Raw genomic sequence first — 23193 nt, 5'->3', positions numbered from 1 at the left:
TATATCCATATCTCATGTAATGAATGCAGCATGCCTGTTCATCATTAAACCTATTTTAAAGGAGTTACACAATGCAACGTAAAAAGTGGTTTCGAATTGTGATTTATCTCATGCTGATTGCCATGGTCGGATCAACGCTTCTCGTTATTTTTGAGCCTTTATTCCTTCGTTAACAACTGACGTTCCCAAAACAACGAGGTTACAACCAATGAGCTTCATATGGAAATACCCGGGTGAAGAAAGGGACGATCTCCCGGGCTACTTCCTCCACTTCAAAAGTGCGCCCTGTACAATCCTCCAATGAGGTCACTCCATATTCTTGTATCCCGCAAGGTATAATTCCTGAAAAGCCGGCATCTGCGATTCCCGATTTAATATTAAAAGCAAAGCCATGGCTCGTCACAAATCCGCGATGCTGCCGGCATTTATTGAATTTGACCCCGATGGCGCATATTTTCAAATCTCCGACCCATACTCCAGTATACTCAGGTTTTCGATCTGCTTCGATATTGTAGGAGGCCAAGTAATCAATAATAACCTGCTCTACATCACGAAGGTATCCGTGCAGATCCAGATTCTTACCGCCATCCAGCAATAAGAGCGGATACCCTACAAGCTGCCCGGGTCCATGATATGTAATATCCCCGCCACGATCAATTTCAAACAAGCCGATGCCTTGTCTTTCCAACTCCTCCTTGCTTAATAGCAAGTGCTCTGGATGACGCTGTGATCCAATCGTATAAGTTGGAGGATGTTGGAGGAGCATCAATCTTTCATGACACTCCCCCGTATCAATAGCGGTCACCTGCTGTTTCTGATGCTCCCAAGCCAAGCCATAATCGACGATCGGCGTATACGTTATTTCCAAGGGTTTATTCATGCGACAACGCCTTCTTTCATGAGGGTTCCCATAAACCATTCAATGTAACTGACATCGACTTCATGTGGAATCGTGTTCCGATTCTTCAACTAGTGGTGAGCCTTCCTCCACAAGAAACGTTCTGAAAAATACGCCGTAATGGAATGATTGTGCTTAATAAAGCTTTGTATCCAGCGTATAACCTTCCAGATTATCTTTTACTCGCTGCAGGAATCTTCCACAGATCACCCCATCCAAAATCCGATGATCCAGAGATAAGCAAAGATTTGCCATCGAACGAACAGCGATCATGTCATTGATAACCACCGGCTTTTTCACGATGGATTCGAATGTCAGAATGGCGGCCTGCGGGTAGTTGATGATTGGATAGGACAGAATCGACCCGAAGGATCCCGTATTGTTCACCGTAAAGGTACCGCCTTGCATATCGTCCAGTTTCAGCTTGCCTTCACGAGTCTTGCGCGCAAGCTCTTCGATCTCTCTAGCTAAACCGGCAATATTTTTCTGATCCGCATGGTGAATGACCGGTGTCAATACGGAGTCTTCTGTGCCGACAGCCAGAGACAGATTGATATCGCGTTTGACCACGATTTTATCGACAGCCCAGAACGAATTCATGATCGGGTAATCTTTTATTGCGTTCACGACTGCTTTCAGCAAGAAGGCCAGATAGGTCAGGTTTACCCCTTCCTTACGCTTGAACTCATCCTTCAGCTGATTACGCAGCAGCACAATATTGGTCACATCGACTTCAATCATCGTCCAGGCATGCGGAATTTCCGTCACGCTTTGGCGCATATTTCTGGCTATTGCATTACGCATCGGCGTAACATCAATATAATACTCCGATCTGCCGCCCTCCATTCCCTCCACTTCGATGGTCGGAATCTTCGGCGATTCTGTCAGATGCAGTCCCGAATGGCGAACATTAGGGATTGCTGTACCGAGCGGAGGCGAAGGTTCCGTTGGTGTCTGATACTGGAGGCCTTTGAACGGCGAAGCGGAGCTTCGCTGTACCGATTCTTTAGGAGCATCCACACGCTGGCCAGGAGCTGCTGCGGCTGAAGCGCCTGGAGCTCCCCCTTTTTCAATATAAGCCAGTACATCTTTACGGGTTATTCTACCGCCCATGCCGGACCCCTGAACACGCGTCAGGTCAATCTGATGCTCAGCAGCCAGTGTCTGGACAGCCGGAGAATAACGGAAACGCATGGAGCTGTCTTCACTGTTGTTTGGCTGAGCCTGAGTAGCCGGAGCTGCATCTGGTTGTTCATTGTTCGTCTCTGGAAGGGAGCCAACGGCAATGCGGCATATCACTTCACCAACATTGATGGTCTGGCCCTCCTGTGCAAGGATTTCTCCCATAACACCATCCAAGGTGGATGGAATTTCGGCATTGACTTTATCGGTTATCACTTCACAAATGGGTTCATACTGTTCAATCGAATCTCCCGGTTTCTTTAGCCACTTCGCAATGGTCGCCGAAACAAGGGATTCTGCCAGCTGAGGCATCTTAACATCGGTCAATTTTTGATTTTCAGACATGCTCACAACTCCCTTGTTTTTAATAAAGCGCCAATTGACGCATGGATTCTTTGACTTTGTCCTTGTTAAGCATAAAAAACTTCTCCATCGGCGGACTGATTGGCATGGCCGGCACATCCGGGCCGCACAGGCGCATGATCGGTGCATCCAAATCATAGAGACAGTTCTCGGCGATAATTGCGGATACTTCTCCGCCAACGCCGCCGGTTTTATTATCTTCATGAACGATCAGCACCTTACCCGTTGCGCGGGCAGCTTCGATAATCGCTTCGCGGTCGAGCGGTTGAATCGTTCGCAGATCGAGTACATGAGTGGTAATGCCTTCTTCCTTCTCCAGCTCTTCCGCAGCCTGCATGGTAAAATGCAGCGGCAGGCTATAGCCGATCACCGTAATATCCGATCCTTCACGAAGCACATTCGCTTTGCCGATCGGTACAACATAGTCATCGTCAGGTACATCGCCGGTAATCAGCTTGTAGCATTTTTTATTCTCAAAGAACAGTACAGGGTCCGGATCGCGAATCGCAGCCTTAAGCAGTCCCTTCGCATCATAGGCTGAATACGGCGCTACGATCTTCAGACCAGGAGTACCGAAGAATACCGATTCCGGACACTGGGAATGGTACAAGCCCCCGAATATGCCGCCGCCAATCGGTGCGCGGATAACGACCGGGCAGCTCCAATCGTTATTGGAACGATAGCGAATCTTCGCAGCTTCGCTAATAATCTGATTGGTGGCCGGAAACATGAAATCCGAATACTGCATCTCAGCGATCGGTTTCAGCCCGTACATAGCCGCACCGATCGCTACACCTGCAATTGCCGACTCTGCGAGCGGCGTATCCAGTACCCGCATTTCGCCGAATTGATCCATCAAGCCCTTGGTCGTTGTAAACACGCCGCCTTTGACGCCAACGTCCTCACCCAACACAAATACGGACTCGTCACGCTCCATCTCTTCCTTCATGGCCAGACGAATTGCATCGATATATTCCATTACTGCCATCTTTACGCGCCTCCTTCAGCATCGGCATATACGTGAAGAAGCGTGTCCTCAGGCTTAGGAAACGGAGCCAAGTCTGCAGATTCCGTCGCTTCTTTGAGCTCCAGGTTTAATTGTGCGATCAAGTCCTGTTCGCGTGTTTCGTCCCAGAGTCCGCAGTCGATCAGATAGTTCTTAAAACGGGCGACGCCGTCCTTTTTCCAGTTCTCTTCAACTTCTTCCTTCGTCCGATAGGCCAAATCGTTATCCGAGGTGGAATGCGGCGACAAACGGTACATCATGGATTCGATCAGTGTAGGACCTTCTCCACGGATTGCCCGTTCGCGGGCTTCCTTCACGGCTGCATATACTTCAAGCGCATCGTTACCGTCTACCCGAACACCCGGGAATCCATACCCGAGAGCGCGGTCGCTTACTTTCCCGCTGAGCTGCTTATGAAGAGGAACGGAAATGGCATATTGGTTATTCTCACACATGATAATAACAGGGAGCTTATGAACGCCCGCGAAATTGCAGCCCTCATGGAAATCTCCCTGATTGCTTGAGCCTTCACCAAAAGTTACAAAAGAGACAAAATCCTTCTTCTGCATCTTCGCTGCAAGCGCGATTCCTACAGCATGCGGAACCTGGGTAGTCACTGGGCTGGAGCCCGTCACGATCCGGAGTCGTTTACTACCAAAATGCCCCGGCATCTGTCGTCCGCCGCTGTTTGGATCTTCAGCCTTGGCAAAAGCCGACAGCATCAATTCGCGTGGCGTCATCCCTACTGCCAAAACGAATCCGTAATCGCGGTAGTAAGGCAAAAAGTAGTCCTTCTCCCGATCCAGCGCAAAAGCAGCTGCAACCTGACAAGTCTCCTGCCCGATACCCGACACATGGAAATTGATTTTGCCCGCACGCTGCAGCAGCTGGTTGCGTTCATCGAATTTCCGTGCCAGCACCATATATTTGTACATGTCTAGCACTTGTCCGTCCGTCAGTCCAAGCTGCTCATGCCTATTGTTATTTGTTGTAACCGTTTCTTGTTCTTTCATGGAGATCCCTCCTTTATGTGAGCCATGACTTGAGACTTGATCTGTTAAATATCCATTAGTTAGAGGTGTGTTTGATCAAGTATTAAAACCTGGTACTAAGACTTGGCTTAATATTATTATAATCCCTTTCTCGGCAAAAAGAAATGAGGTATTCCACAAAAGAGTATTCTCCCCCTACAAACCAATAGCACGACCATCCACAGCAAGCATCGCTTCGCCGATAATTTCGGACAACGATGGATGCGCATGTACGGCAGTTCCCACTTCCCATGGCGTGGCATCCAGCACTTGTGCCAATGCCGCTTCACCGATCAACTCGGTAACATGTGGTCCAATCATATGCACGCCCATTATATCCTGCGTCTTCTGGTCGGCAATGACCTTGACGAACCCTTCCCTGGTTCCATGAATCAACGATTTTCCGATCGCCGAAAACGGAAATTTGCCGATTTTGATATCATGTCCCCGTTCTCTCGCCTGCTTCTCTGTCAAGCCGACGCTTGCCACCTCGTGACGTGTATAGATACAGCGCGGAATCCATTCGCTTGGGAACGCTTCAGACTTTTCGCCGGCAAGATGGTTTACAGCTGTAATCCCTTCATGGCTAGCCGCGTGAGCCAGTTGAAGACCACCAATGCAATCGCCGATGGCGTAAATATGAGGCTCCGTAGTCTGCATGTTTGCGTTCACTGCTATGACACCATTGGTCACGCGAACATCTGTATTTTCAAGGCCGATATTCTCGGTATTGCCGACTCTTCCCACAGAGAGAAGGAGCTTATCTGCCGCCAACGTAATTGTTTCTTCCTTATGCTCGATCATGATGGCCACGCTTTGATCCTGAATCGTACAGCTGTCATTTAGAAGCTTGATGTTGGTGAAGACTTCTACGCCTCTGGCTGTAAGCATCTTGGTCAGCTCAAGTCCGATGTCTTCATCCTCTGTCGGAAGGAGATGAGAGGCAGCCTCCACGATCGTAACCTTAACGCCAAAATCATTCAGCATCGAGGCCCACTCCACTCCGATTACGCCGCCTCCTACAATGACGATCGACGAAGGTAGCTCCTCAAGCTCAAGCGCATGATCGCTAGTTAGAATATGTATGCCATCCGGCTCAAGCCCCGGTAAGTGACGCGGACGAGAGCCAGTCGCAATAATTAGATGTGCAGGCACCACCGTTTCCATCTCTCCATCCGGAAGCTCAACCGCCACCGCTCCGCTGCGAGGTGAGAAAATAGAGGGGCCAATGACTCTTCCCTTGCCTTCCACCACGGTGATTTTATTTTTGCGCATCAAATATTGGACGCCTTGGTGCAGCTTATCCACAATGCCGTTCTTGCGCTCCTGTACCTTGCCAAAAGATAGCCGGACCCCGTCCGTCTCAATTCCATAGCTCTCACTGTCCTTCATTTCCGCAAACAGCTCAGCGCTTCGCAGCAAAGATTTGCTTGGGATACACCCACGGTGCAGACAGGTTCCCCCCAGTTTGTCCTGTTCAATGATGACGACATTTTTACCGAGCTGGGCTGCGCGGATGGCTGCTACATATCCACCGGTTCCCCCGCCAAGAATTGCTACATCACATGTTATAGCCACTAACGGCACCTCCATAATAAGTCCATTTTCACACTATTATTGTACTCTCTTTTTTACTGATTACAAAATCACGAATCATAAATCCAAATAGACATCCCCCTTTGAAAAAGGTATGATTAACGTTAGTTAATGACTTCAATGGCAGGAAGGAATCTTCTATGAGAATGTTAATCTCCCGTTTCATTGCCATCTTGATTCTGGTTATTCCGGGTTTTCTGGCGATGAAGGGGTTCTTAATGATGAAGGATGCGGTCTTTTTATATATTGCCGTTCATGGTGACGATACCGTGGCAAACCCTGCGTTCGGGTGGCTTTCTTTCCTGGGCGGGCTCGCGCTGTTCGTCATTGGGATCGGTTTCTTGGGCGGATGGATTCTATTCCGGGACCGCAAGCGAAACTACGTGGGACCGAGATTCAAAAAGAAACGCGAGGCACCAAAATCAGGCACGCCATCTAAACAGTAGTCCATAAACACCAAACACCGGGCTCCTTTCTCCCCGGTGTTTGGTGTGTTCCTCGACTCCCACGTTTATTCCATCAGTGCGTCTTTCAGTTTACTCGACATTCTCATTTCCTTGGAGGTTGCTTTTAATGCGGTTTTCCGCAGATTGATATTCTGCTTCGTTAACGTTTCGATTTCTTCATACATCGCATTGACCAGCATGCCGGCCTCCGCCGATAAGCCCCCCTTGGATTCCATCTCTTTGATCTGCTGTTTCCATGCTTCCAACTTGTCATTCATGCTGATCTTCCTTTCAGGAAACTACTTCCACTTATCCTTCTATGCTGGTCTATCATGTACCTATGCTAACGCCCCTTCAAGTCAGCAGTCAATTCAGCAATCAAATTTGGCATCCATTCGCTCAGATCCCAAAATTTAAAACCAGCTGCAGCTGCTCTGGAATGGTCCATGGTCCAATCTCCCGGTATGCCAAATGGAGACATATGTTCAGGTGCTGCCGAGGTTTGAAGAGGGACTGTTCGTCCAATATTATGCTGGATCAAGCTCATCAGTTCGCGAACTGAAATGGTTCCGCTGGAACAGGCGTTTACCGGACCTTCAAATTTACTGTGACCCGCCCACTCCAAAAACTCAGCCGCTTCCTCGGCATGCACAAACGAAATCCGCGCATCCGGATCAGGCAGTCCGATGGCTTCTCCACTTTCAGCGTGTTCGATATGAAAGAGCAGTCTTCGTGTATAATCATCCGGCCCAAGGACGATAGGAAACCGTACGGCAGTAACGTTCAGATTATGCCGACTGAATAAGACGGCTTCCGACTGACGCTTCCCTTCCTCATAGCTGTAATCTCTTCTGTCATTCATCATGACAGGATATCGATAGGGATCAAAGTCCTCTTCCCTCAAGGGATGATCTGCAAAATCATAGACCGATAAGGATGATGTCAATACATATTGTCCAACTCGACCGGCGAAGATATCTGCGGCTTGCCCGGCTTCTTCCGGAGTATAACATATATTATCATATAAAATATCAAATTCCCGGCCTTCTACGGCCTGTCTTAGTTGATCCGGGTCTTTCCGATCCGCGATAAGCCGCTGTACAGCATCGCCAAAGGAATCCTTATGAGATCCACGTGTCAAAATCGTAACGGTATCGCCGCGAGCCAGCAGCCGGTTAACCAATCGTTTTCCGAAAAAGCGAGTCCCGCCCAATACTAATATGTTAGCCATTTATAATTCCTCCCTGTAAGGATAAGAATACGATTCGATTTGACGCCCCTTTATACAATCATACCCAATGAAAATAGCGATCTGTCCAATTTCTCCATTGAGAGCTCAGACTCCTTCTTTTCTCCTATATTTAATGTTATGCGGCCTGTATCCTAAGCAGCAAGTAGTAAATCGTTCGGTCTATAAGCCGGCCTAGCGCGGCATATCTCGCAGACGTTACGTATTATGACCATGCAAACGCAAAGAAGCCCACCGACGATAGGTTTTCGCCAGCGGGTAACTTTGAGTACTATTATTAGCAAAATAAGCAAGTAACGCATCAGTATAAGTCATAGGTGAATACGGAAAAGTTAATCACAGTTAAAACGTTGAGGTTTATCAGAATCTCATGCCAACAGGCCGATAAGTTCAAGCGAATAACGTTCTATCCATCATCATCTTTCCGCGTTACACCAGCATTTCACGATACCTTATGCTCGATCCGCAGCTTGTCTGCCACCATCGCGATAAATTCGCTGTTGGTTGGCTTCGACTTGCTGATATTAATTGTGTAGCCGAACAGATGGCTGATGGAATCGATGTTGCCGCGTGTCCAAGCGACTTCAATGGCATGACGAATGGCACGTTCCACACGGGAAGGTGTAGTTTTGAATTTCTCAGCGATGGCCGGATACAATGTCTTTGTAATCGCGCCTAATATTTCGATATTGTTGTATACCATCGTAATGGCTTCACGCAAATACTGATAACCCTTGATATGAGCGGGAACGCCAATCTCATGGATAATGGAAGTAATATTCGCATCGAGATTCTTACCCTTACCCATGGGGACCACATTGGATTTCATATTCATAAATGATGCGCTGGAGGACATACTGTTCGTGGAACCCACAAGCTGGCGAATCCGGCTTGCAAGAACCTCCATATCAAACGGTTTTAAAATATAATAAGAAGCACCTAATTGCACAGCACGCTGGGTGATATTCTCCTGACCAAAAGCTGTAAGCATGATGACTTTCGGCTGCGGAGACAAATTCATATCACGTAAACGCTCCAGAACGCCGAGGCCGTCCAAATGGGGCATAATAATATCGAGGATCAATATATCCGGGACCTTACCCGATTCCTCAATCATGCTCAGTACTTCTTCTCCGTTATAAGCGATTCCGGAAACCACCATATCCTGTTGATCCGAAATGTATTCACCAAGCAGGTTTGTAAACTCACGGTTGTCGTCTGCCAACAATACTTCGATCTTTTGCAATTCGTGCTCCTCCTTTAACAGATCAGTTGTAATTTTAACATTTTCTTGTAATATTAAGTTTTCGACATGCTGATTTAAATTCCTTCTGTCGAAAATTATTTTTCTTTATTTTTTTTTGCAGTTGATTTATAATTAAATATTTTGTTTCAAATTAATCTGTATTTCGTTGTTTTACGACAAAAAAATCTCAAGGCGCTAACCAGCCTTAAGATTTTGAGGTGTTGCTTTTTTAGTTTGTAATATGCCGGAGTCCTGGAGCATCCACTCGATAAAGCATCCATACCCTGACTTAGGGTCGTTAACAAACACATGGGTCACTGCTCCAATCAACCTGCCGTCCTGAACGATGGGACTGCCGCTCATCCCCTGAACAATCCCTCCTGTTTTCTTAAGGAGTCTTGGGTCAGTGATGCGCAGTACCATTCCCTTTGTTGCAGGGGCATCTTGTTTGGAAACATGAACAATCTCAATAGTATAACGTTCAACCTTCTGGCCTTCCACAACAGTTAAGATTTCAGCGGGACCTTCCTTTACCTCATGAGATAAGCCAACAGGAATCGGTTCCTGATAAAGACCATGCTCGGGTAGTTGATTCATTTTGCCGAAAATGCCAAAGTGAGTATTTCGTTCAACATTGCCAAGCACCTTGCCGTCTTTAGTGAAGGTTGCCCGTTTCTCTCCAGGCTCTCCTTCTTCACTTCGGCTAATGGATGTGACGTTGGATTGAACGATTTGCCCGCTTCCCACCTCAATGGCTGTTTGTGTATTCATATCGGTTATAACGTGGCCCAGAGCCCCGTACACCTTCTGATGCGGTGCGTAGAACGTTAAGGTGCCTACACCAGCAGCAGAGTCACGGATATACAGGCCAAGTCGCCAGCTTTGGTCCTCTTGGTCGTAAGCAGGGCTGAGCTTCGTTCTAAATTCCTTACCGCTTCGTCTAAACGTAATGTCCAATGGACGTTTCGCCTTCCCCGCTTTCTCAACAATGGCGGCCACCTTTGATACATCGTCTAGAGGGTTACCATCCATCGTTGTGAGCAGGTCGCCAAGCTTTAACCCCGCTGCTTCTCCAGGGGAGACCTTGGCACCGTTTTGGCCCCGAACCAGATGATGTCCTACGACCAAAATTCCGGAGGATTTTACTTTAACGCCAATGGTTTGTCCTCCCGGAATCACCTTGAGCTCAGGCACTACATTCACATGAACAGTCTTCAAAGGAATTTTACCAAATAATTTCAGGCTAACCTCGGCCTTGCCGCTTTGCTGGGGATGAAGCTCCAATGGCTGCTTTAATGATACTTGAAGTTTCGATTCAGGGGAACCATTTAACTGCAGGACATCGGGTCGATCAACTGAAGCGAGGGCTTGAACAGGCATAGCAACATCAAGATGGGACTGCTGTCCGGAAATCAATCTAAGCTCATCAGGCAATGAAGCAAACGACTGGACAGGATCAGCAGTTCCAAGGAAACAAAGAAGGAAAGCAAGAACGAAACCGAGCAGTTTTCTCCTGAGGTTGGGCTTCAATGGCTGTCACGCTCCCTTTTTCTTCTTTCGCTTGACGAAAAGGTGGTCGCCAATTGCGTACCTTTAAGTTACCCTGCCCCTAAGGATTTATAACTGTCAATCATTGACCCAAAGCCTTATCTGGATGCCTTTTGCGCTGCCGCCAGATTGAGCATTTCTTGGGCATGATGCAATGTCTTTTCGGTAATTTCGACTCCGCCGAGCATCCGCGCAAGCTCCTTTACCCGTCCTTCTTCATTCAAGTGGTCTACTTGGGTCATGGTTCTTGAGGCTTCAAGCCTTTTCTCGATTAAATACTGATGATCCGCCATACAAGCAACCTGAGGTAAATGTGTGATGGAGAATACCTGACATGTTTTTGCCAGCAGGAACAGTTTCTCAGCAATCGATTGGGCAGCCCTTCCGCTGACCCCTGTATCAACTTCATCAAAGATCAGGACAGGAATTTGATCATGACGGGCAAATATACTCTTCATCGCCAGCATAATTCTGGACATCTCTCCACCTGAAGCAATTTTGGCAAGCGGACGCAGGGGCTCGCCTGGATTCGCGGATATGAGAAATTCGGCCGTATCTATTCCCTGCTTGGTCAAACGCACTTTCTGACCTTCAAATTCATAACCATTCGGATCAAGCTGCAATTCCAGACGGACTTCCAGCGAGGTTCTTTCCATTTGAAGATCTTTGAGCTCACCCTCCACTTGCCTTGCCAAATCCAATGCGCATTGTTTACGGGCATGACGAAGTTCCTTCGCGCTGACCAAGAGCACACTCATCAGCTCGTCCCGACGCTGTTCCAATGCTTGGATAAATTCGTCCTTATTCTCCAGCATATCGGTATCCTGCTGAATTCTCCCGTAGTATTCCAGAATTTGTTCAACATTATCCCCATATTTACGCCGTAATGCGGATATCATATCTAAACGAAGCTCAATCTCATTCAGCCGTTCCGGATTGAACTCAATGCTGTCGCGATAATCCCTTAGCTGAAATACCGCATCTTCGAGCTGATAATATGCAGATTGAAGCTGTTCTACAATCGGCTTTAAGCCCTTCTCGTCATAACCGGACACATCATCCAATCTGGATAGGGATCGGCTGACGGATTCAAGACCCGAAGATCCATACAATTGGTCATATGCGCTAGCTACGGAATCCATCATCTTCTCGCTATGAGACAGCTTGATCCGCTCTTCAGACAATTCCTCATCCTCACCGGTTTTCAGATCTGCCGCCGCAATTTCCTCCAACTGAAAACGATACATATCCAGCATTTGGTAGGCCTTCTGACTGGTCTCCTGCAGTTCCTTAAGCTCTTTTTCCACTTTGCTGAATTCGCCGTACAGCTCCTGATACTTTCGCTTGGCTGGTCCTATGACCTTATCTCCATATGTATCCAAGAGACTCATATGCTGCTCTGCTCGCAGCAAGCTTTGGTGTTCGTGCTGACCATGGATATTAATCAGCTTCTCACCAACTTCGCGCAGCATGCTCAGGTTCAGCAGCTGTCCATTAATCCGCGAGGTGCTCTTTCCTTGCGAGGTCAATTCACGCCGGATTAATAAAAGCTCATTTGGATCCGCTTCCACACCCAGCTTATTCAACGTATGCCATACGGGATGTGCTGGGGGAAGTTCAAATAAAGCCTCAATCTCCGCTTTATCACAACCATAACGAATTAACTCAGCCGAACCGCGCCCTCCAGCAATCAATCCCAGGGCATCAATAATGATGGACTTACCTGCTCCGGTCTCCCCTGTCAAAACGTGGAATCCTGGATAAAAGTGAACGTCCACACTTTCCACGACAGCCAAATTCCGAATCGATAGTGTGTTTAACATGTAACCACCTCCACTACTGCATAAAGAAAGACACGAGTTTTATTACTCATTACAAAATAAAATTCTTGATTTGGGAAACCACATGTTCCCCATCCTCTTCCGTACGGCAAATTAACAAGATCGTATCATCTCCACATATAGTACCCATTACCTGGGTCCATTCCATATTATCGAGTAATACGGCAACCGAATTAGCTGTCCCTGGCAAGCATTTCATGACGACAAGATTACCGGTACGATCAATGTAAACGAAATTGTCAACAAGCGCTCTTTTGAGCTTCTGAACAGGGTTATAACGCTGATCTGTCGGCATGGAGTATTTATATCGCCCATCATCTGTAGGTACTTTGATAAGCAGCAATTCTTTAATGTCACGCGATATCGTAGCTTGTGTAACCTGAAATCCTTCAGCCCTTAGAGCGTCAACAAGCTCATCCTGTGTCTCGATATCATGGTGAGTTATTATATCCCTGATTTTAATATGGCGTTGTCCCTTCATAAAGAGCCTCCTGAATTCTTAACTGTTGTATTCATCTTGACCATTCCATTCTTCGTCTGACCAATCCATGCTGATACGGTGGATCGCCTTCTCATTGGCATCAATGTAGAGCAGCCCGGCGCACTCGGGGTACAGCAGGAGAAACGGCATCAACCGATCGCGAATGCCTGATCCCGTCCAATCGACCGGCATTCGATCTCGGGCCAGCTTCACCATATAGAGCTCCCCGCTGTCATCAGACGCCACATAATCAATAAACAAACGACTTAGGATGGGCTTATGTCCTGTATCAAACGATAAGTTTATTTTTACTTTGCCCCCGACCACTTCATATCCTTCTTGTTCAAGCAGCCCAATCACTGGGTGATCTGGAATGCGTTCATTAATCGGGATGCCCGGCAGCCGGTTCGGTGACGGCGACATCAGCCAACGATTCAGCCTGTAGCTGATAAGCAGGGCAATGACGATACCAAGCAGTATCATTATTAACCAATCATAACGCTCATTCATCCTCTCACCTCGAATTTTGTATTCGCGGATGAGAACATAAATTCCTCTTTTTCAACAAAAGAAACCCATCATTTCGATGAGTTTCCTGTGAATGTATGAGCCGCTTGCGTTACCACGGTGTCAATCCATTGACTCAAGTGGACCGAATCTTGTCCACTCTCCTGAGTCGGTTCTTCCGAGCTTTCAGAAACCTCTGGCTCGATTCGCCAGTGGGCCAGGAATTCAATATTTCCTTCTCCTCCTGTAATGGGAGAGAACGTCAAATTTTTCAACTTAAAGCCCAATTCATCAGCGAAAGTCAGCACTTGCTTCAGCACTTCCTTATGAACCTTCGGATCTCGAACGACACCAGATTTGCCTACCTTCTCCCGCCCTGCCTCGAATTGAGGTTTGATCAGAGCGGCTATATCTCCGGAATGATCAAGCAGATTTTTCAGAGGCGGCAATATAATGCGAAGAGATATAAAAGAAACGTCGATGCTGGCAAAGTCAGGCTGTGGCCCTTTCAGGTCCTCAGGGGTCATATAACGAAAGTTCGTCCGTTCCATGACACACACACGCTCGTCATTACGAAGCGACCAATCCAACTGGTTATACCCCACGTCAATGGCATAGACGTAGCTTGCCCCGTGCTGAAGCGCGCAATCCGTAAACCCGCCCGTTGAAGAACCGATATCCAGCATCGTGCGTCCCTTCATATCGATACCGAATGAACGAATCGCTTTCTCAAGCTTTAATCCTCCGCGGCTAACATACGGATGCACTGAACCCTTGACCTTCAGCTCCGACGTCCTTGGAATCTTCATGCCGGCTTTCTCGATCCGTTCGGTACCGGCATAAACAAGGCCTGCCATAATCGCCGCTTTGGCTTTTTCGCGGCTCTCATAATATCCCTGCTCCACGAGCAGGACATCAATGCGTTCTTTCTGAGTTGGATCCATATTATACTCCCGATCGTTACTAAGACATAAAACCTCTCTTGCCAAGCACAGCTGTTCGGGCATTCTTTAAACGCCGAATTTCCTGACAAACATTTTCTAATGTTAAACCTACTTCTTCACGCTGCTGCTGAATGCTTCCATGTTCAATAAAGCGGTCCTCAATGCCCATTAAGGAAACTACCGCATCATGGAGTTCTTGTTCAGCGAAGTATTCCAAGACGGCGCTGCCCAAACTACCTGCTTGTGAAGCCTCTTCCAGAACCAGCATCGAGGTTCCCTTGTTCGCCAGACTCTTCAGCATATCACCGTCAAGCGGTTTAAGGAAACGGGCATTGACCACCTCGACCATGATTCCCTCACGCTTGAGCTGCTCCGCCGCTTCTTCGGCAAGTTGCACCATAGGACCGGCAGCCAGAATAGCGTATCCTTCACCAGGCCGGACGACTTGCCATGTACCGATAGGAATTGGCACAAGTTCGGTGTCCATAGGGACACCACGCACATTGTTCCGCGGATAGCGGTATGCGATAGGTCCTTCGTTATAATCAAGTGCGGTCTTCATCATATGACGAAGCTCATTCTCGTCTTTTGGCATCATAATCACGATATTCGGGATATGACGCATGAAGGCTACATCGTAGACGCCTTGATGCGTTTCGCCATCGGCACCGACAAACCCGGCACGATCAATTGCAAACATCACATTCGCATTATGACGGCAAATATCATGAACGATTTGATCATAGGCACGCTGCATAAATGTGGAATAGACCGCAAATACAGGTTTCATGCCTTCCATCGCCAGCGCTGCACATAATGTTGCCGCATGCTGCTCCGCAATTCCCACATCAATCATCCGGTTCGGGAACTTCTTGCTAAACGGAATGAGTCCTGAGCCGCCAGGCATAGCTGGTGTAACGGCTACAATCCGCTCGTCCTGTTCACCCAGTTCAACGAGAGTCTGACCGAACACTTCCGTGTACATTGGATTGCCCACAGTTTTAAGCATTTGACCAGATTCGATCTTGTAAGGAGTAGAAACACCATGCCATTTATGAGAATCCGATTCCGCGGGCCGGTATCCTTTGCCTTTGGTTGTTACGGCATGAATCAGAACGGGTCCGTCCACATTATCGGCCTGCTTTAACGTATCGATCAGTTTGTTCAGATCATGTCCGTCTACAGGACCCAGATAGGTAAATCCAAGTTCCTCGAATAAAACGCCGGGAACCATCATATATTTAAGGCTGTCCTTCAACTTCTCCGCGGTCTTCGCAAGCTTGCCTCCGATGGCCGGGATTTTCTTCAGGAGCATTTCCACCTCGTCTTTGGCCCGCAGATAATAACGGTCAGAACGAATCTTGCTCAGATAATTGTGCATGGCGCCGACATTCGGAGCAATGGACATCTCATTATCATTCAGAATGACCATCAGCTTTTTCTGCTCGTGGCCAATATGGTTTAGCGCTTCGAACGCCATGCCTCCGGTAAGTGCGCCGTCACCGATCAAAGCAATAACACGGTTGTCTTCGCCCTTCAGATCACGCGCCATGGCCATGCCCATTGCAGCTGATAATGAGGTGCTGCTGTGTCCGGCTTCCCACACATCATGCTCGCTTTCTGAACGCTTGATGAACCCGCACAAACCTTTGTATTTACGGAGCGTATCGAATTTATCCATTCGCCCGGTTAAGATCTTGTGTACGTAGGCCTGATGCCCCACGTCGAAAATCATTTTATCACGAGGGCTGTCAAAGCAGTAGTGCAAGGCCAGCGTGAGCTCAACGACTCCCAGATTCGGTGCTAGATGGCCACCGGTGGCGGAGAGTTTTTCGATTAGAAAATGACGAATTTGTCCTGCTAAATCCTCGAGTTCGTCCACCGATAGAGACTTAAGTTGTTCGGGATGTTTGATATTTGGAAGAAGCACGAAGAATCTCCCCGCTTTCCTTGAATAAGTTTACGTTTCTTAAGCTGAATGTTTCAGCCATTAACAGACATTATATCACAAAAAAACCGTTTGCATGTAAAGCGTGCTTAGTGGTCCCGGGCCATCAAGAAATCTGATATTTCCAGAAGTCTTGTTGGATCGGTGAAGTTTCCTTCGGAAATAACTCGCTTAGCCTCTGCTGTCAGGCGCTCAACCTCACGTTTGGATGCGTCCAAACCGATGAAGTATGGATAGGTCACTTTCTCTTGTTTCAGATCGCTTTGTACCGGTTTCCCAAGCTTGGACTCATCCCCGACCAGATCCAAGATATCATCTTGGATCTGAAAAGCCAGCCCAATATGATGCCCGAAGGTTCGTAATGATTCGATTTGTGAATCTGAACAATTGGCAATATGTCCACCCGCCATTAGTGAGAACATGATGAGATCACTAGTTTTATGCAGATGTATATATTCGAGCTGCTCCAGTGTCGTTAATCCTTGCTCACCCTCCATATCGGCAACCTGCCCACCTACCATTCCGCGGGGGCCTGCGTACTCGGCAAGATCCTCGACAATCGACAGCACGCGTTCAGCTGGAACACCATGCTGTCTCGAAGCTTGGATTACACTATAGAAAGCATGGGTCAGTAAAGCATCCCCTGCTAATATAGCGCTGGCTTCGCCAAAGACCTTGTGATTGGTCAATTTGCCTCGACGATAATCATCATTATCCATTGCCGGCAAATCATCATGGATAAGGGAATAGGTATGGACCATTTCGACAGCGCACGCTACCGGAAGGGCTGCGTCACGGTTGCCGCCACCAGCCTCGCATGCAGCAATGACAAGCAGCGGTCGCATTCGCTTACCGCCAGCCATTAATGAATACGACATGGATTCACGCAAAGTTTCAGGAACTTTCCAGCTCGGCGGGAAAAGATTGCTAAACTCGCGATCCAGTCGGTCTCCGATGTCATTCATATATTGATGGATCGAAATTCGATTATTCAATGATTTCACCTGTCTCATCAAGCATTCCGCCAAAAGGCTTACGCTTTAATTCTCCGCCTTCTTCTACGATCATTTCGATTTTTTGCTCCACCTGCTCCAGCTTTTTACTGCAGATTTGTGAAAGCTTCATGCCTTGTTGGAACAAATCGATGGCCTTTTCCAGCGGTACATCTCCGTCTTCCAACTGTTCCACAATCGTTTCGAGCTGAGCCATTGCATCTTCAAAACTAATTTCTAATGTATCACTCGCCATACTCTTCATCCTCCTTCATTCCCCACACTTGGCACTGCAGCTGTCCATCGGTCACCTTTACATTAACCAAGTCACCTAATTGCACTTCATCTATAGACTTAACAAGCTTCTGCTCTTTCTCATCGTACACAAGGCTATATCCCCTGGACATAATCTTCAGCGGGCTGAGCGCATCAAGATGCCTTATTTCCGTTTGAAGCTGCGACATCTTCGTTTTCATGATCAACTGCATCGCATTCATTAACTGCCGGTTGGCCTGCTCTTTTCTTTTGGCGGCAATCTCCACTTGAGTCCGCGGATTATACCGGATCAACCCCCGATGCAAGGACAGCTGCCGCTCACGGGTTAAGGACAGCCGTGATTTCAGGTTGCTCTGCAGCTGCTGTGTCAGCATATCGAGCCGTTCAGCATGCTGCAGCATATACCTTCTGGGATATATAAGGACGGGAGATCGCTGCAGCGAGCTTAGACGTTCACGACTTCGTTTCAGGCGCTGCTGAAGTCCCTGATTCAGTTGCCGTTGTTTTTGAACAAGCTGCCCTCTCAGCTCAGCACTGCTTGGTACAGCGAGCTCCGCAGCAGCAGTTGGCGTGGCGGCACGAAGATCGGCAACAAAATCAGCAATTGTAAAATCCGTTTCGTGTCCAACGGCTGAAATGATGGGAATATCGGATTGATAGATGGCTCTGGCAACGATCTCCTCATTGAACGCCCACAGTTCCTCAAGGGATCCCCCGCCGCGCCCCACGATAAGCACATCCGCCTCAGCCATGTCATTCATCATTTGAATAGCCTTCACAATCGAAGGGGCAGCTCCTTTGCCCTGAACGAGCACCGGATACAAGATCGTCTTTGCATGTGGATAGCGTCTACGGATGGTAATCATGATATCCCGGACGGCAGCTCCTGTAGGTGAAGTGACAACGCCAATCGTCTGAGGATAACGAGGAAGAGGCCGTTTGCGTCCGACAGCAAACAATCCCTCGTTCTCCAGCTTCGTCTTCAGCTGTTCATAAGCCAGATACAAGCTGCCAATCCCATCGGGCTGCATTTGAATCGCATAGAATTGATACTGACCATCCCGTTCATATACCGACACATTGCCGCGGGCAATGACGCGAGCACCCTCCTTCGGTATAAAAGGAAGCCTCTGATTATGAGTCGCAAACATAATCGCACGAATGCGGCTGCTCTCATCTTTTAAAGTAAAATACATATGTCCGCTGGAATGATGGGTAAAATTCGAAATTTCTCCGCGGATCCATACGTCAGATAATCTGGCGTCGCCTTCCATTTTCATACGAATATAACGGTTTATATCCTTAACGGATAATACACGTCCCGGGTCTGAAGACTTCATAATTAATTCAGCCCGTTCAGCCTTTTGGCGGCTAACAATGTATTCTGCATAAGCATCGTAATGGTCATGGGTCCCACCCCGCCGGGTACCGGAGTAATCGGGCCGGATACTTCCTTGACGCTTTCAAAGTCAACATCCCCGGCAAGCTTTCCGCTCTCCAGACGATTCATGCCGACGTCGATAACGATTGCACCAGGTTTCACATAACTGGCATCGATCATATTCGCTCGGCCGATTGCAACGACCAGAATATCGGCTTGGGAGGCGATTTCAGCCATATTATGCGTTTTCGAGTGACACATTGTAACGGTAGCATTCTCACGTTGAAGGAGAAGGGCTACCGGCTTGCCGACAATATTGGATCTGCCAATTACTACCGCATGTTTACCCGCGATCTGAATGCCTGTCCGTTTTATCATTTCAATGACACCTGCAGGTGTACAAGGCAGCAGACTGTCATCGCCAATGACGAGATTCCCCACATTTACCGGATGGAAACCATCCACATCCTTCTCCACTGCGATTGCATCAATAATGGCCTTCTCGCGGATGTGCTTGGGTAAAGGAAGCTGAACAAGAATTCCGTGAATGGACGCCTGAGCGTTCAACTTGTCTACAAGAGCCAGCACTTCGTCCTCGCTGGATTCCGCCGCCAGACGGTGTACCTCAGAATAGAAGCCCAGATCCTGACATGCTTTCTCCTTGTTGCGAACATAAACATGGGAAGCCGGATCATCACCTACAAGCACAACAGCCAAACCGGGACGTATATTCTGCTTGGACAATTGCTCTACCTCTAATGCAATCCCCTTGCGAATTTCTTCAGAAATCTGTTTGCCGCTAATAATCGTTGCTGCTGTCATCCTCATCTCTCCTCCACTATGATAGAATGATGCCGTTTACGCAAAACCTAGCCGTTCGCTGATGGAGGAGAAAGTTTCTCCTTCACTTGATCCAGCTCCTGGATCATCCGGCCAAGCACACCGTTAACGAATTTACCTGATTCCTCGGTTCCGAAATGCTTTGACAACTCAATCGCTTCGTTTACTGCCACTTTGCCTGGTACGTCTTCGCGATGAGTCAGCTCATATACTGCTAAACGCAGAATTTGACGATCCACACGGGAAAGACGGCTCACCTGCCAACCTTTTAAATAATGAGCGAGCAGTTCATCAATTGCATCCTTGAGTGCCCAAGTCCCATCAACCAGCTGCAGTACATAGTCCCTCATTTGGACTTCGTCTCCGATGACCCGCTCGGTCTCATTTTCTTCGGCCGCTTCCGAGAGCAGCATCGACACGGCTTCCGCACTGTCGACTTCGTTCATTTCCATCTGATAAAGACTCTGAACGACAATCTCTCTAGCTACACGTCTTTTCATCTTGTTCCTCCTGCGGACCCTGCTGAATCCATTTTTTCTAATTAGTATGATCCATTTGCCATCAAGAATTGACAACAATTAAAATGCCAAAAAAAAACCTGTGAATATCTCTCTCCGCAAAAAAGGCACACTACGCCTGTCCTTTAGCATTTTTTCCGGAGAAAGCATATCACAGGGTTCATTTAAACGGCCGCCAGCGCTCGGAAAGCCAGCGTCCCCATTCCTGAAAGTGGAACATGGAGCCCTGCTTCAAGTCCTTACGCTTGCCAAATATATAGCCGATAAATACCACTAATGCAAAGAACAGCATATCCCAAAAACCGGATAATAAATAAATCAGTCCGCACACAAGCCCGCCGGTTACCCCGGCAATTCTTCCTCTGTGACTCTCCCATATTTCTTTCCAAGGCATTTGGGAAGCTCACCTCTATTCCACGCGGCTCTTGAAGCTTGGTGCCTGAACCACGTTTGCTATATACACGGATACAGAGGATACGGGTATTCCTGTTGTATCTTCAACAAAGTCATGCACCTGCTTCTGCACATCGGTAGTCAGAACAGGAATAGATTCCTCGCCATCAACTACAGCCCGAATCGCAATATCAAGACCCGATTGGGACACCTTGATCCGTGACTTCAAATCCTTGACACCCCGAACGCGAGAAGCAGCCTTCAAGCATAGATTCTCGATCGTCTCCACCGAAATTTGAATGTCACCGAATTCCGTGCGCTGATCGATGGAATTCAGATTCGAGCGGTCGCGTCTAATAGAGATGTAGAAGAAACGAATGCTCAGCAGAAACAAAACCGCAGCAACGATAATTCCAGCCCAGAAAAGGCGTTGTTCCTGAACACTCGTCAATGAATAAGGAACAGCGCCGCTCAATAGGAGGATGGCAACTACGGATATAACACCTATGCTTAAGCTGTATATAAACAGCAGAAGTCTGTCCATGATTTTGGCCACGATATAGCACAGCCTCCTTAAATTAGTTGAAACCCTCGACATCGCTGCCCAGGGCTAGCCTGAAACTATTCTATTTCACGCGTTGAGCCATATCCAATTCTTCCGTCTTCTCTGCGGCTTTTATGAAATGGACATCATGAATATGTACATTGACCTCAATCACCGTGAGTCCTGTCATATTCTCAATGGAACGCTTCACATTGCGTTGGATTTCTCCAGCAACTTCCGGAAGACGATGACCATATTCCACGATGACGGATACGTCAACAGCAGCTTCGCGCTGTCCAACTTCTACTTTGACACCCTTAGATAAATTCTTACGTCCTAGCAGTTCAGCGATGCCGCCTGCAAAGCCTCCGCTCATTCCAGCCACTCCGCGTACCTCTACCGTGGCAAGCCCAGCAATAACTTCAATTACTTCCGGGGCAATTTGAATTTCTCCAATATCTGTACGTTCAAATTCTGTAGGCAAAGTTTCCGCCATTGTCTCAACACCCTTTCAGAATAAGTTAGCGAATGATCCGAACACAGCGTAAAGGACATGCGCTCTTATTACTCATACTATACCATTTGGCCAAGTTTATGACAAACTTGGCCAAAGTTTTTAAATCTCATTTTCTTCCAGAAATTTAATATCAAAATCACCTTTCAAGAAGGTAGGGTGTTTCAAGAGTTTTTGATGAAACGGAATAGTTGAGTGAATTCCTTCAATTTCGAATTCAGCCAATGCACGTCTCATCTTCGCGACTGCCTCGTCCCTTGTCGGTGCCCAAACGATCAATTTGGCAATCATGGAATCATAAAAAGGTGAAATCGTATAACCAGGATATGCTGCACTGTCTACACGCACACCAGGACCGCCTGGAGGTAAATAGAACTGAATGGTTCCAGGAGCAGGCATGAATCCCTTGTCCGGATTCTCGGCATTAATTCTGCACTCGATCGACCAGCCATTGATGACAACATCCTCTTGGCTGAAAGAAAGCGGGTTGCCTTCTGCCACATGAATCATTTCCTGAATCAGGTCGATTCCGGTTACCATTTCGGTAACGGGATGCTCCACTTGAATCCGCGTGTTCATCTCCATGAAGTAGAATTGACCGTCTGGACCCAATAGAAATTCCAGGGTTCCGGCTCCCGAATAGTTAACGGCCTTCGCTGCACGAACTGCGGCTTCACCCATCCGGCTGCGTACCTCTTCACTTAGCACCGGACAAGGAGCTTCTTCAACAAGCTTCTGTCTCCGACGCTGCACAGAACAGTCACGCTCCCCAAGATGAACGGCGTTGCCATGTTTATCAGCGATGATTTGAATTTCCACGTGCTTCATGCCAGTCAGGTATTTCTCAAGATAAACGCCGGCATTGCCAAACGCTTTTTGAGCTTCCTGCTGGGCGTTGGTGATCTGTTTAACTAGCGTTTCTTCATCTTCTGCGATTCGGATACCTTTACCGCCACCGCCTGCCGTTGCTTTAATAATGACAGGATATCCGATATCCCGGGCAAGCATAACGGCTTCATTCAAATCCTCAACCAATCCATCGGACCCCGGAATAACCGGTACACCTGCATCCTGCATCGTTTGTTTCGCAACCGCCTTGTCGCCCATACGGTTAATCGCATCAGCAGAAGGGCCAATAAAGGTGATATTGCAGGATTCACAGATTTCAGCGAAATCCGCATTCTCGGCCAAAAAGCCGTAGCCCGGATGAATCGCGTCACATTCGGTCAACGTAGCGACGCTTATGATGTTGGTGATGTTTAAGTAGCTGTCTTTCGATAAAGTCGGGCCGATGCAATAAGCCTCGTCTGCCAAGCGAACGTGCAAAGATTCACGATCCGGCTCTGAGTATACGGCAACGGTTGCGATGCCAAGTTCCCGGCAAGCCCGGATAATACGAACAGCAATCTCTCCGCGGTTCGCAATAAGTATTTTTTGAAATGTCATGCA

The 23193-nt window shown here is 47.8% G+C and carries 25 protein-coding genes; 2 read left to right on the top strand and 23 right to left on the bottom strand.

Translation table 11 applies throughout. The features are described 5' to 3' along the window. The first annotated feature begins 71 nt into the window (after positions 1-71). Complete coding sequence (gene prli42 / locus AM231_RS28530) at positions 72-173, top strand: stressosome-associated protein Prli42 (RefSeq protein WP_106406049.1); 102 nt, start codon at positions 72-74, stop codon at positions 171-173. A 26-nt stretch (positions 174-199) separates the two neighbouring features. Here prli42 and lipB read toward each other — a convergent pair whose 3' ends face one another. The 5 genes from lipB to lpdA all read right to left on the bottom strand — a co-directional run bounded on the left by lipB (position 200) and on the right by lpdA (position 6058). Beyond that, the gene (gene lipB / locus AM231_RS05520) at positions 200-880 is read right to left on the bottom strand and encodes a lipoyl(octanoyl) transferase LipB (RefSeq protein WP_054401621.1); all 681 of its coding nucleotides are present in this window, start codon (positions 878-880) and stop codon (positions 200-202) included. A gap of 153 nt (positions 881-1033) precedes the next feature. After that, positions 1034-2425, bottom strand: a complete 1392-nt coding sequence (locus tag AM231_RS05515; RefSeq protein WP_054401620.1) for a dihydrolipoamide acetyltransferase family protein — start codon at positions 2423-2425, stop codon at positions 1034-1036. 19 nt (positions 2426-2444) lie between these two features. After that, positions 2445-3431 carry an alpha-ketoacid dehydrogenase subunit beta gene (locus AM231_RS05510; protein ID WP_054401619.1) on the bottom strand — a complete coding sequence of 329 codons (987 nt, stop codon included), beginning with the start codon at positions 3429-3431 and terminating at the stop codon, positions 2445-2447. 2 nt (positions 3432-3433) lie between these two features. Continuing rightward, on the bottom strand, positions 3434-4462 hold the full coding sequence (locus tag AM231_RS05505; RefSeq protein ID WP_053488839.1) for a thiamine pyrophosphate-dependent dehydrogenase E1 component subunit alpha: 1029 nt from the start codon (positions 4460-4462) through the stop codon (positions 3434-3436). 174 nt (positions 4463-4636) lie between these two features. Next, positions 4637-6058, bottom strand: a complete 1422-nt coding sequence (lpdA, locus tag AM231_RS05500) for a dihydrolipoyl dehydrogenase (protein ID WP_054401618.1) — start codon at positions 6056-6058, stop codon at positions 4637-4639. A gap of 158 nt (positions 6059-6216) precedes the next feature. On the opposite strand from lpdA, the gene AM231_RS05495 reads away from it, so the two are divergent. Then, complete coding sequence (locus tag AM231_RS05495; RefSeq protein WP_053488841.1) at positions 6217-6522, top strand: DUF2627 domain-containing protein; 306 nt, start codon at positions 6217-6219, stop codon at positions 6520-6522. A 65-nt stretch (positions 6523-6587) separates the two neighbouring features. On the opposite strand, the gene AM231_RS05490 is transcribed toward AM231_RS05495, so the two are convergent. The 18 genes from AM231_RS05490 to accC form a co-directional block, all read right to left on the bottom strand. Then, the gene (locus AM231_RS05490) at positions 6588-6800 is read right to left on the bottom strand and encodes a hypothetical protein (RefSeq protein ID WP_054401617.1); all 213 of its coding nucleotides are present in this window, start codon (positions 6798-6800) and stop codon (positions 6588-6590) included. 65 nt (positions 6801-6865) lie between these two features. Then, a complete protein-coding gene (locus tag AM231_RS05485; protein WP_054401616.1) occupies positions 6866-7753 on the bottom strand; it encodes an NAD-dependent epimerase/dehydratase family protein in 888 nt (295 codons plus the stop codon). 460 nt (positions 7754-8213) lie between these two features. Next, positions 8214-9017 carry a sporulation transcription factor Spo0A gene (gene spo0A, locus AM231_RS05480; RefSeq protein WP_054401615.1) on the bottom strand — a complete coding sequence of 268 codons (804 nt, stop codon included), beginning with the start codon at positions 9015-9017 and terminating at the stop codon, positions 8214-8216. A 195-nt stretch (positions 9018-9212) separates the two neighbouring features. After that, positions 9213-10547 (bottom strand): SpoIVB peptidase, encoded by a 1335-nt coding sequence (spoIVB, locus tag AM231_RS05475; protein ID WP_053488845.1) that lies wholly within the window; start codon positions 10545-10547, stop codon positions 9213-9215. 116 nt (positions 10548-10663) lie between these two features. Then, entirely contained in the window at positions 10664-12388 is a 1725-nt protein-coding gene (gene recN, locus AM231_RS05470) for a DNA repair protein RecN (protein ID WP_053488846.1), read from the bottom strand. Positions 12389-12437: 49 nt separating this feature from the next. After that, positions 12438-12887, bottom strand: coding sequence for a transcriptional regulator AhrC/ArgR (ahrC, locus tag AM231_RS05465; protein ID WP_053488847.1), 450 nt, complete (start codon positions 12885-12887; stop codon positions 12438-12440). Positions 12888-12905: 18 nt separating this feature from the next. Continuing rightward, the gene (locus tag AM231_RS05460) at positions 12906-13397 is read right to left on the bottom strand and encodes a hypothetical protein (protein WP_054401614.1); all 492 of its coding nucleotides are present in this window, start codon (positions 13395-13397) and stop codon (positions 12906-12908) included. 68 nt (positions 13398-13465) lie between these two features. Continuing rightward, entirely contained in the window at positions 13466-14338 is an 873-nt protein-coding gene (locus AM231_RS05455) for a TlyA family RNA methyltransferase (protein WP_054401613.1), read from the bottom strand. Positions 14339-14357: 19 nt separating this feature from the next. Beyond that, positions 14358-16268, bottom strand: coding sequence for a 1-deoxy-D-xylulose-5-phosphate synthase (dxs, locus tag AM231_RS05450; RefSeq protein WP_054401612.1), 1911 nt, complete (start codon positions 16266-16268; stop codon positions 14358-14360). A gap of 107 nt (positions 16269-16375) precedes the next feature. Further along, the gene (locus tag AM231_RS05445) at positions 16376-17299 is read right to left on the bottom strand and encodes a polyprenyl synthetase family protein (protein ID WP_207383529.1); all 924 of its coding nucleotides are present in this window, start codon (positions 17297-17299) and stop codon (positions 16376-16378) included. Further along, positions 17274-17534: an exodeoxyribonuclease VII small subunit gene (xseB, locus tag AM231_RS05440; protein WP_053488852.1), complete on the bottom strand. Its 261-nt coding sequence runs from the start codon at positions 17532-17534 to the stop codon at positions 17274-17276. Before xseB ends, AM231_RS05445 begins: the two co-directional genes overlap by 26 nt. Further along, complete coding sequence (xseA, locus tag AM231_RS05435; RefSeq protein ID WP_054401610.1) at positions 17524-18894, bottom strand: exodeoxyribonuclease VII large subunit; 1371 nt, start codon at positions 18892-18894, stop codon at positions 17524-17526. Before xseA ends, xseB begins: the two co-directional genes overlap by 11 nt. A 2-nt stretch (positions 18895-18896) precedes the next feature. Continuing rightward, a complete protein-coding gene (gene folD / locus AM231_RS05430; protein ID WP_054401609.1) occupies positions 18897-19757 on the bottom strand; it encodes a bifunctional methylenetetrahydrofolate dehydrogenase/methenyltetrahydrofolate cyclohydrolase FolD in 861 nt (286 codons plus the stop codon). 47 nt (positions 19758-19804) lie between these two features. Then, positions 19805-20275: a transcription antitermination factor NusB gene (gene nusB / locus AM231_RS05425; protein ID WP_054401608.1), complete on the bottom strand. Its 471-nt coding sequence runs from the start codon at positions 20273-20275 to the stop codon at positions 19805-19807. 178 nt (positions 20276-20453) lie between these two features. Beyond that, complete coding sequence (locus tag AM231_RS05420; protein WP_006209372.1) at positions 20454-20687, bottom strand: DUF2273 domain-containing protein; 234 nt, start codon at positions 20685-20687, stop codon at positions 20454-20456. A gap of 15 nt (positions 20688-20702) precedes the next feature. Continuing rightward, complete coding sequence (gene amaP, locus AM231_RS05415) at positions 20703-21242, bottom strand: alkaline shock response membrane anchor protein AmaP (protein ID WP_053488856.1); 540 nt, start codon at positions 21240-21242, stop codon at positions 20703-20705. A 70-nt stretch (positions 21243-21312) separates the two neighbouring features. Further along, positions 21313-21726, bottom strand: a complete 414-nt coding sequence (locus AM231_RS05410) for an Asp23/Gls24 family envelope stress response protein (RefSeq protein ID WP_053488857.1) — start codon at positions 21724-21726, stop codon at positions 21313-21315. Positions 21727-21846: 120 nt separating this feature from the next. Beyond that, positions 21847-23190: an acetyl-CoA carboxylase biotin carboxylase subunit gene (gene accC, locus AM231_RS05405; RefSeq protein ID WP_054401607.1), complete on the bottom strand. Its 1344-nt coding sequence runs from the start codon at positions 23188-23190 to the stop codon at positions 21847-21849. Between the last annotated feature and the right edge of the window lie 3 nt (positions 23191-23193).

It is taken from the genome of Paenibacillus solani (assembly GCF_001277345.1).
GTDB lineage: Bacteria > Bacillota > Bacilli > Paenibacillales > Paenibacillaceae > Paenibacillus_AQ > Paenibacillus_AQ solani.
This window is presented reverse-complemented; position numbering and strand designations above follow the sequence as displayed.

Coding starts and splice junctions, on each gene's coding strand:
- prli42 (WP_106406049.1), top strand. CDS start 72: ATGCAACGTAAAAAGTGGTTTCGAATTGTGATTTATCTCATGCTGATT.
- lipB (WP_054401621.1), bottom strand. CDS start 880: ATGAATAAACCCTTGGAAATAACGTATACGCCGATCGTCGATTATGGC.
- AM231_RS05515 (WP_054401620.1), bottom strand. CDS start 2,425: ATGTCTGAAAATCAAAAATTGACCGATGTTAAGATGCCTCAGCTGGCA.
- AM231_RS05510 (WP_054401619.1), bottom strand. CDS start 3,431: ATGGCAGTAATGGAATATATCGATGCAATTCGTCTGGCCATGAAGGAA.
- AM231_RS05505 (WP_053488839.1), bottom strand. CDS start 4,462: ATGAAAGAACAAGAAACGGTTACAACAAATAACAATAGGCATGAGCAG.
- AM231_RS05495 (WP_053488841.1), top strand. CDS start 6,217: ATGAGAATGTTAATCTCCCGTTTCATTGCCATCTTGATTCTGGTTATT.
- AM231_RS05490 (WP_054401617.1), bottom strand. CDS start 6,800: ATGAATGACAAGTTGGAAGCATGGAAACAGCAGATCAAAGAGATGGAA.
- AM231_RS05485 (WP_054401616.1), bottom strand. CDS start 7,753: ATGGCTAACATATTAGTATTGGGCGGGACTCGCTTTTTCGGAAAACGA.
- recN (WP_053488846.1), bottom strand. CDS start 12,388: ATGTTAAACACACTATCGATTCGGAATTTGGCTGTCGTGGAAAGTGTG.
- ahrC (WP_053488847.1), bottom strand. CDS start 12,887: ATGAAGGGACAACGCCATATTAAAATCAGGGATATAATAACTCACCAT.
- AM231_RS05460 (WP_054401614.1), bottom strand. CDS start 13,397: ATGAATGAGCGTTATGATTGGTTAATAATGATACTGCTTGGTATCGTC.
- AM231_RS05455 (WP_054401613.1), bottom strand. CDS start 14,338: ATGGATCCAACTCAGAAAGAACGCATTGATGTCCTGCTCGTGGAGCAG.
- AM231_RS05445 (WP_207383529.1), bottom strand. CDS start 17,299: ATGAGACAGGTGAAATCATTGAATAATCGAATTTCGATCCATCAATAT.
- xseB (WP_053488852.1), bottom strand. CDS start 17,534: ATGGCGAGTGATACATTAGAAATTAGTTTTGAAGATGCAATGGCTCAG.
- xseA (WP_054401610.1), bottom strand. CDS start 18,894: ATGAAGTCTTCAGACCCGGGACGTGTATTATCCGTTAAGGATATAAAC.
- folD (WP_054401609.1), bottom strand. CDS start 19,757: ATGACAGCAGCAACGATTATTAGCGGCAAACAGATTTCTGAAGAAATT.
- nusB (WP_054401608.1), bottom strand. CDS start 20,275: ATGAAAAGACGTGTAGCTAGAGAGATTGTCGTTCAGAGTCTTTATCAG.
- AM231_RS05420 (WP_006209372.1), bottom strand. CDS start 20,687: ATGCCTTGGAAAGAAATATGGGAGAGTCACAGAGGAAGAATTGCCGGG.
- AM231_RS05410 (WP_053488857.1), bottom strand. CDS start 21,726: ATGGCGGAAACTTTGCCTACAGAATTTGAACGTACAGATATTGGAGAA.
- accC (WP_054401607.1), bottom strand. CDS start 23,190: ATGACATTTCAAAAAATACTTATTGCGAACCGCGGAGAGATTGCTGTT.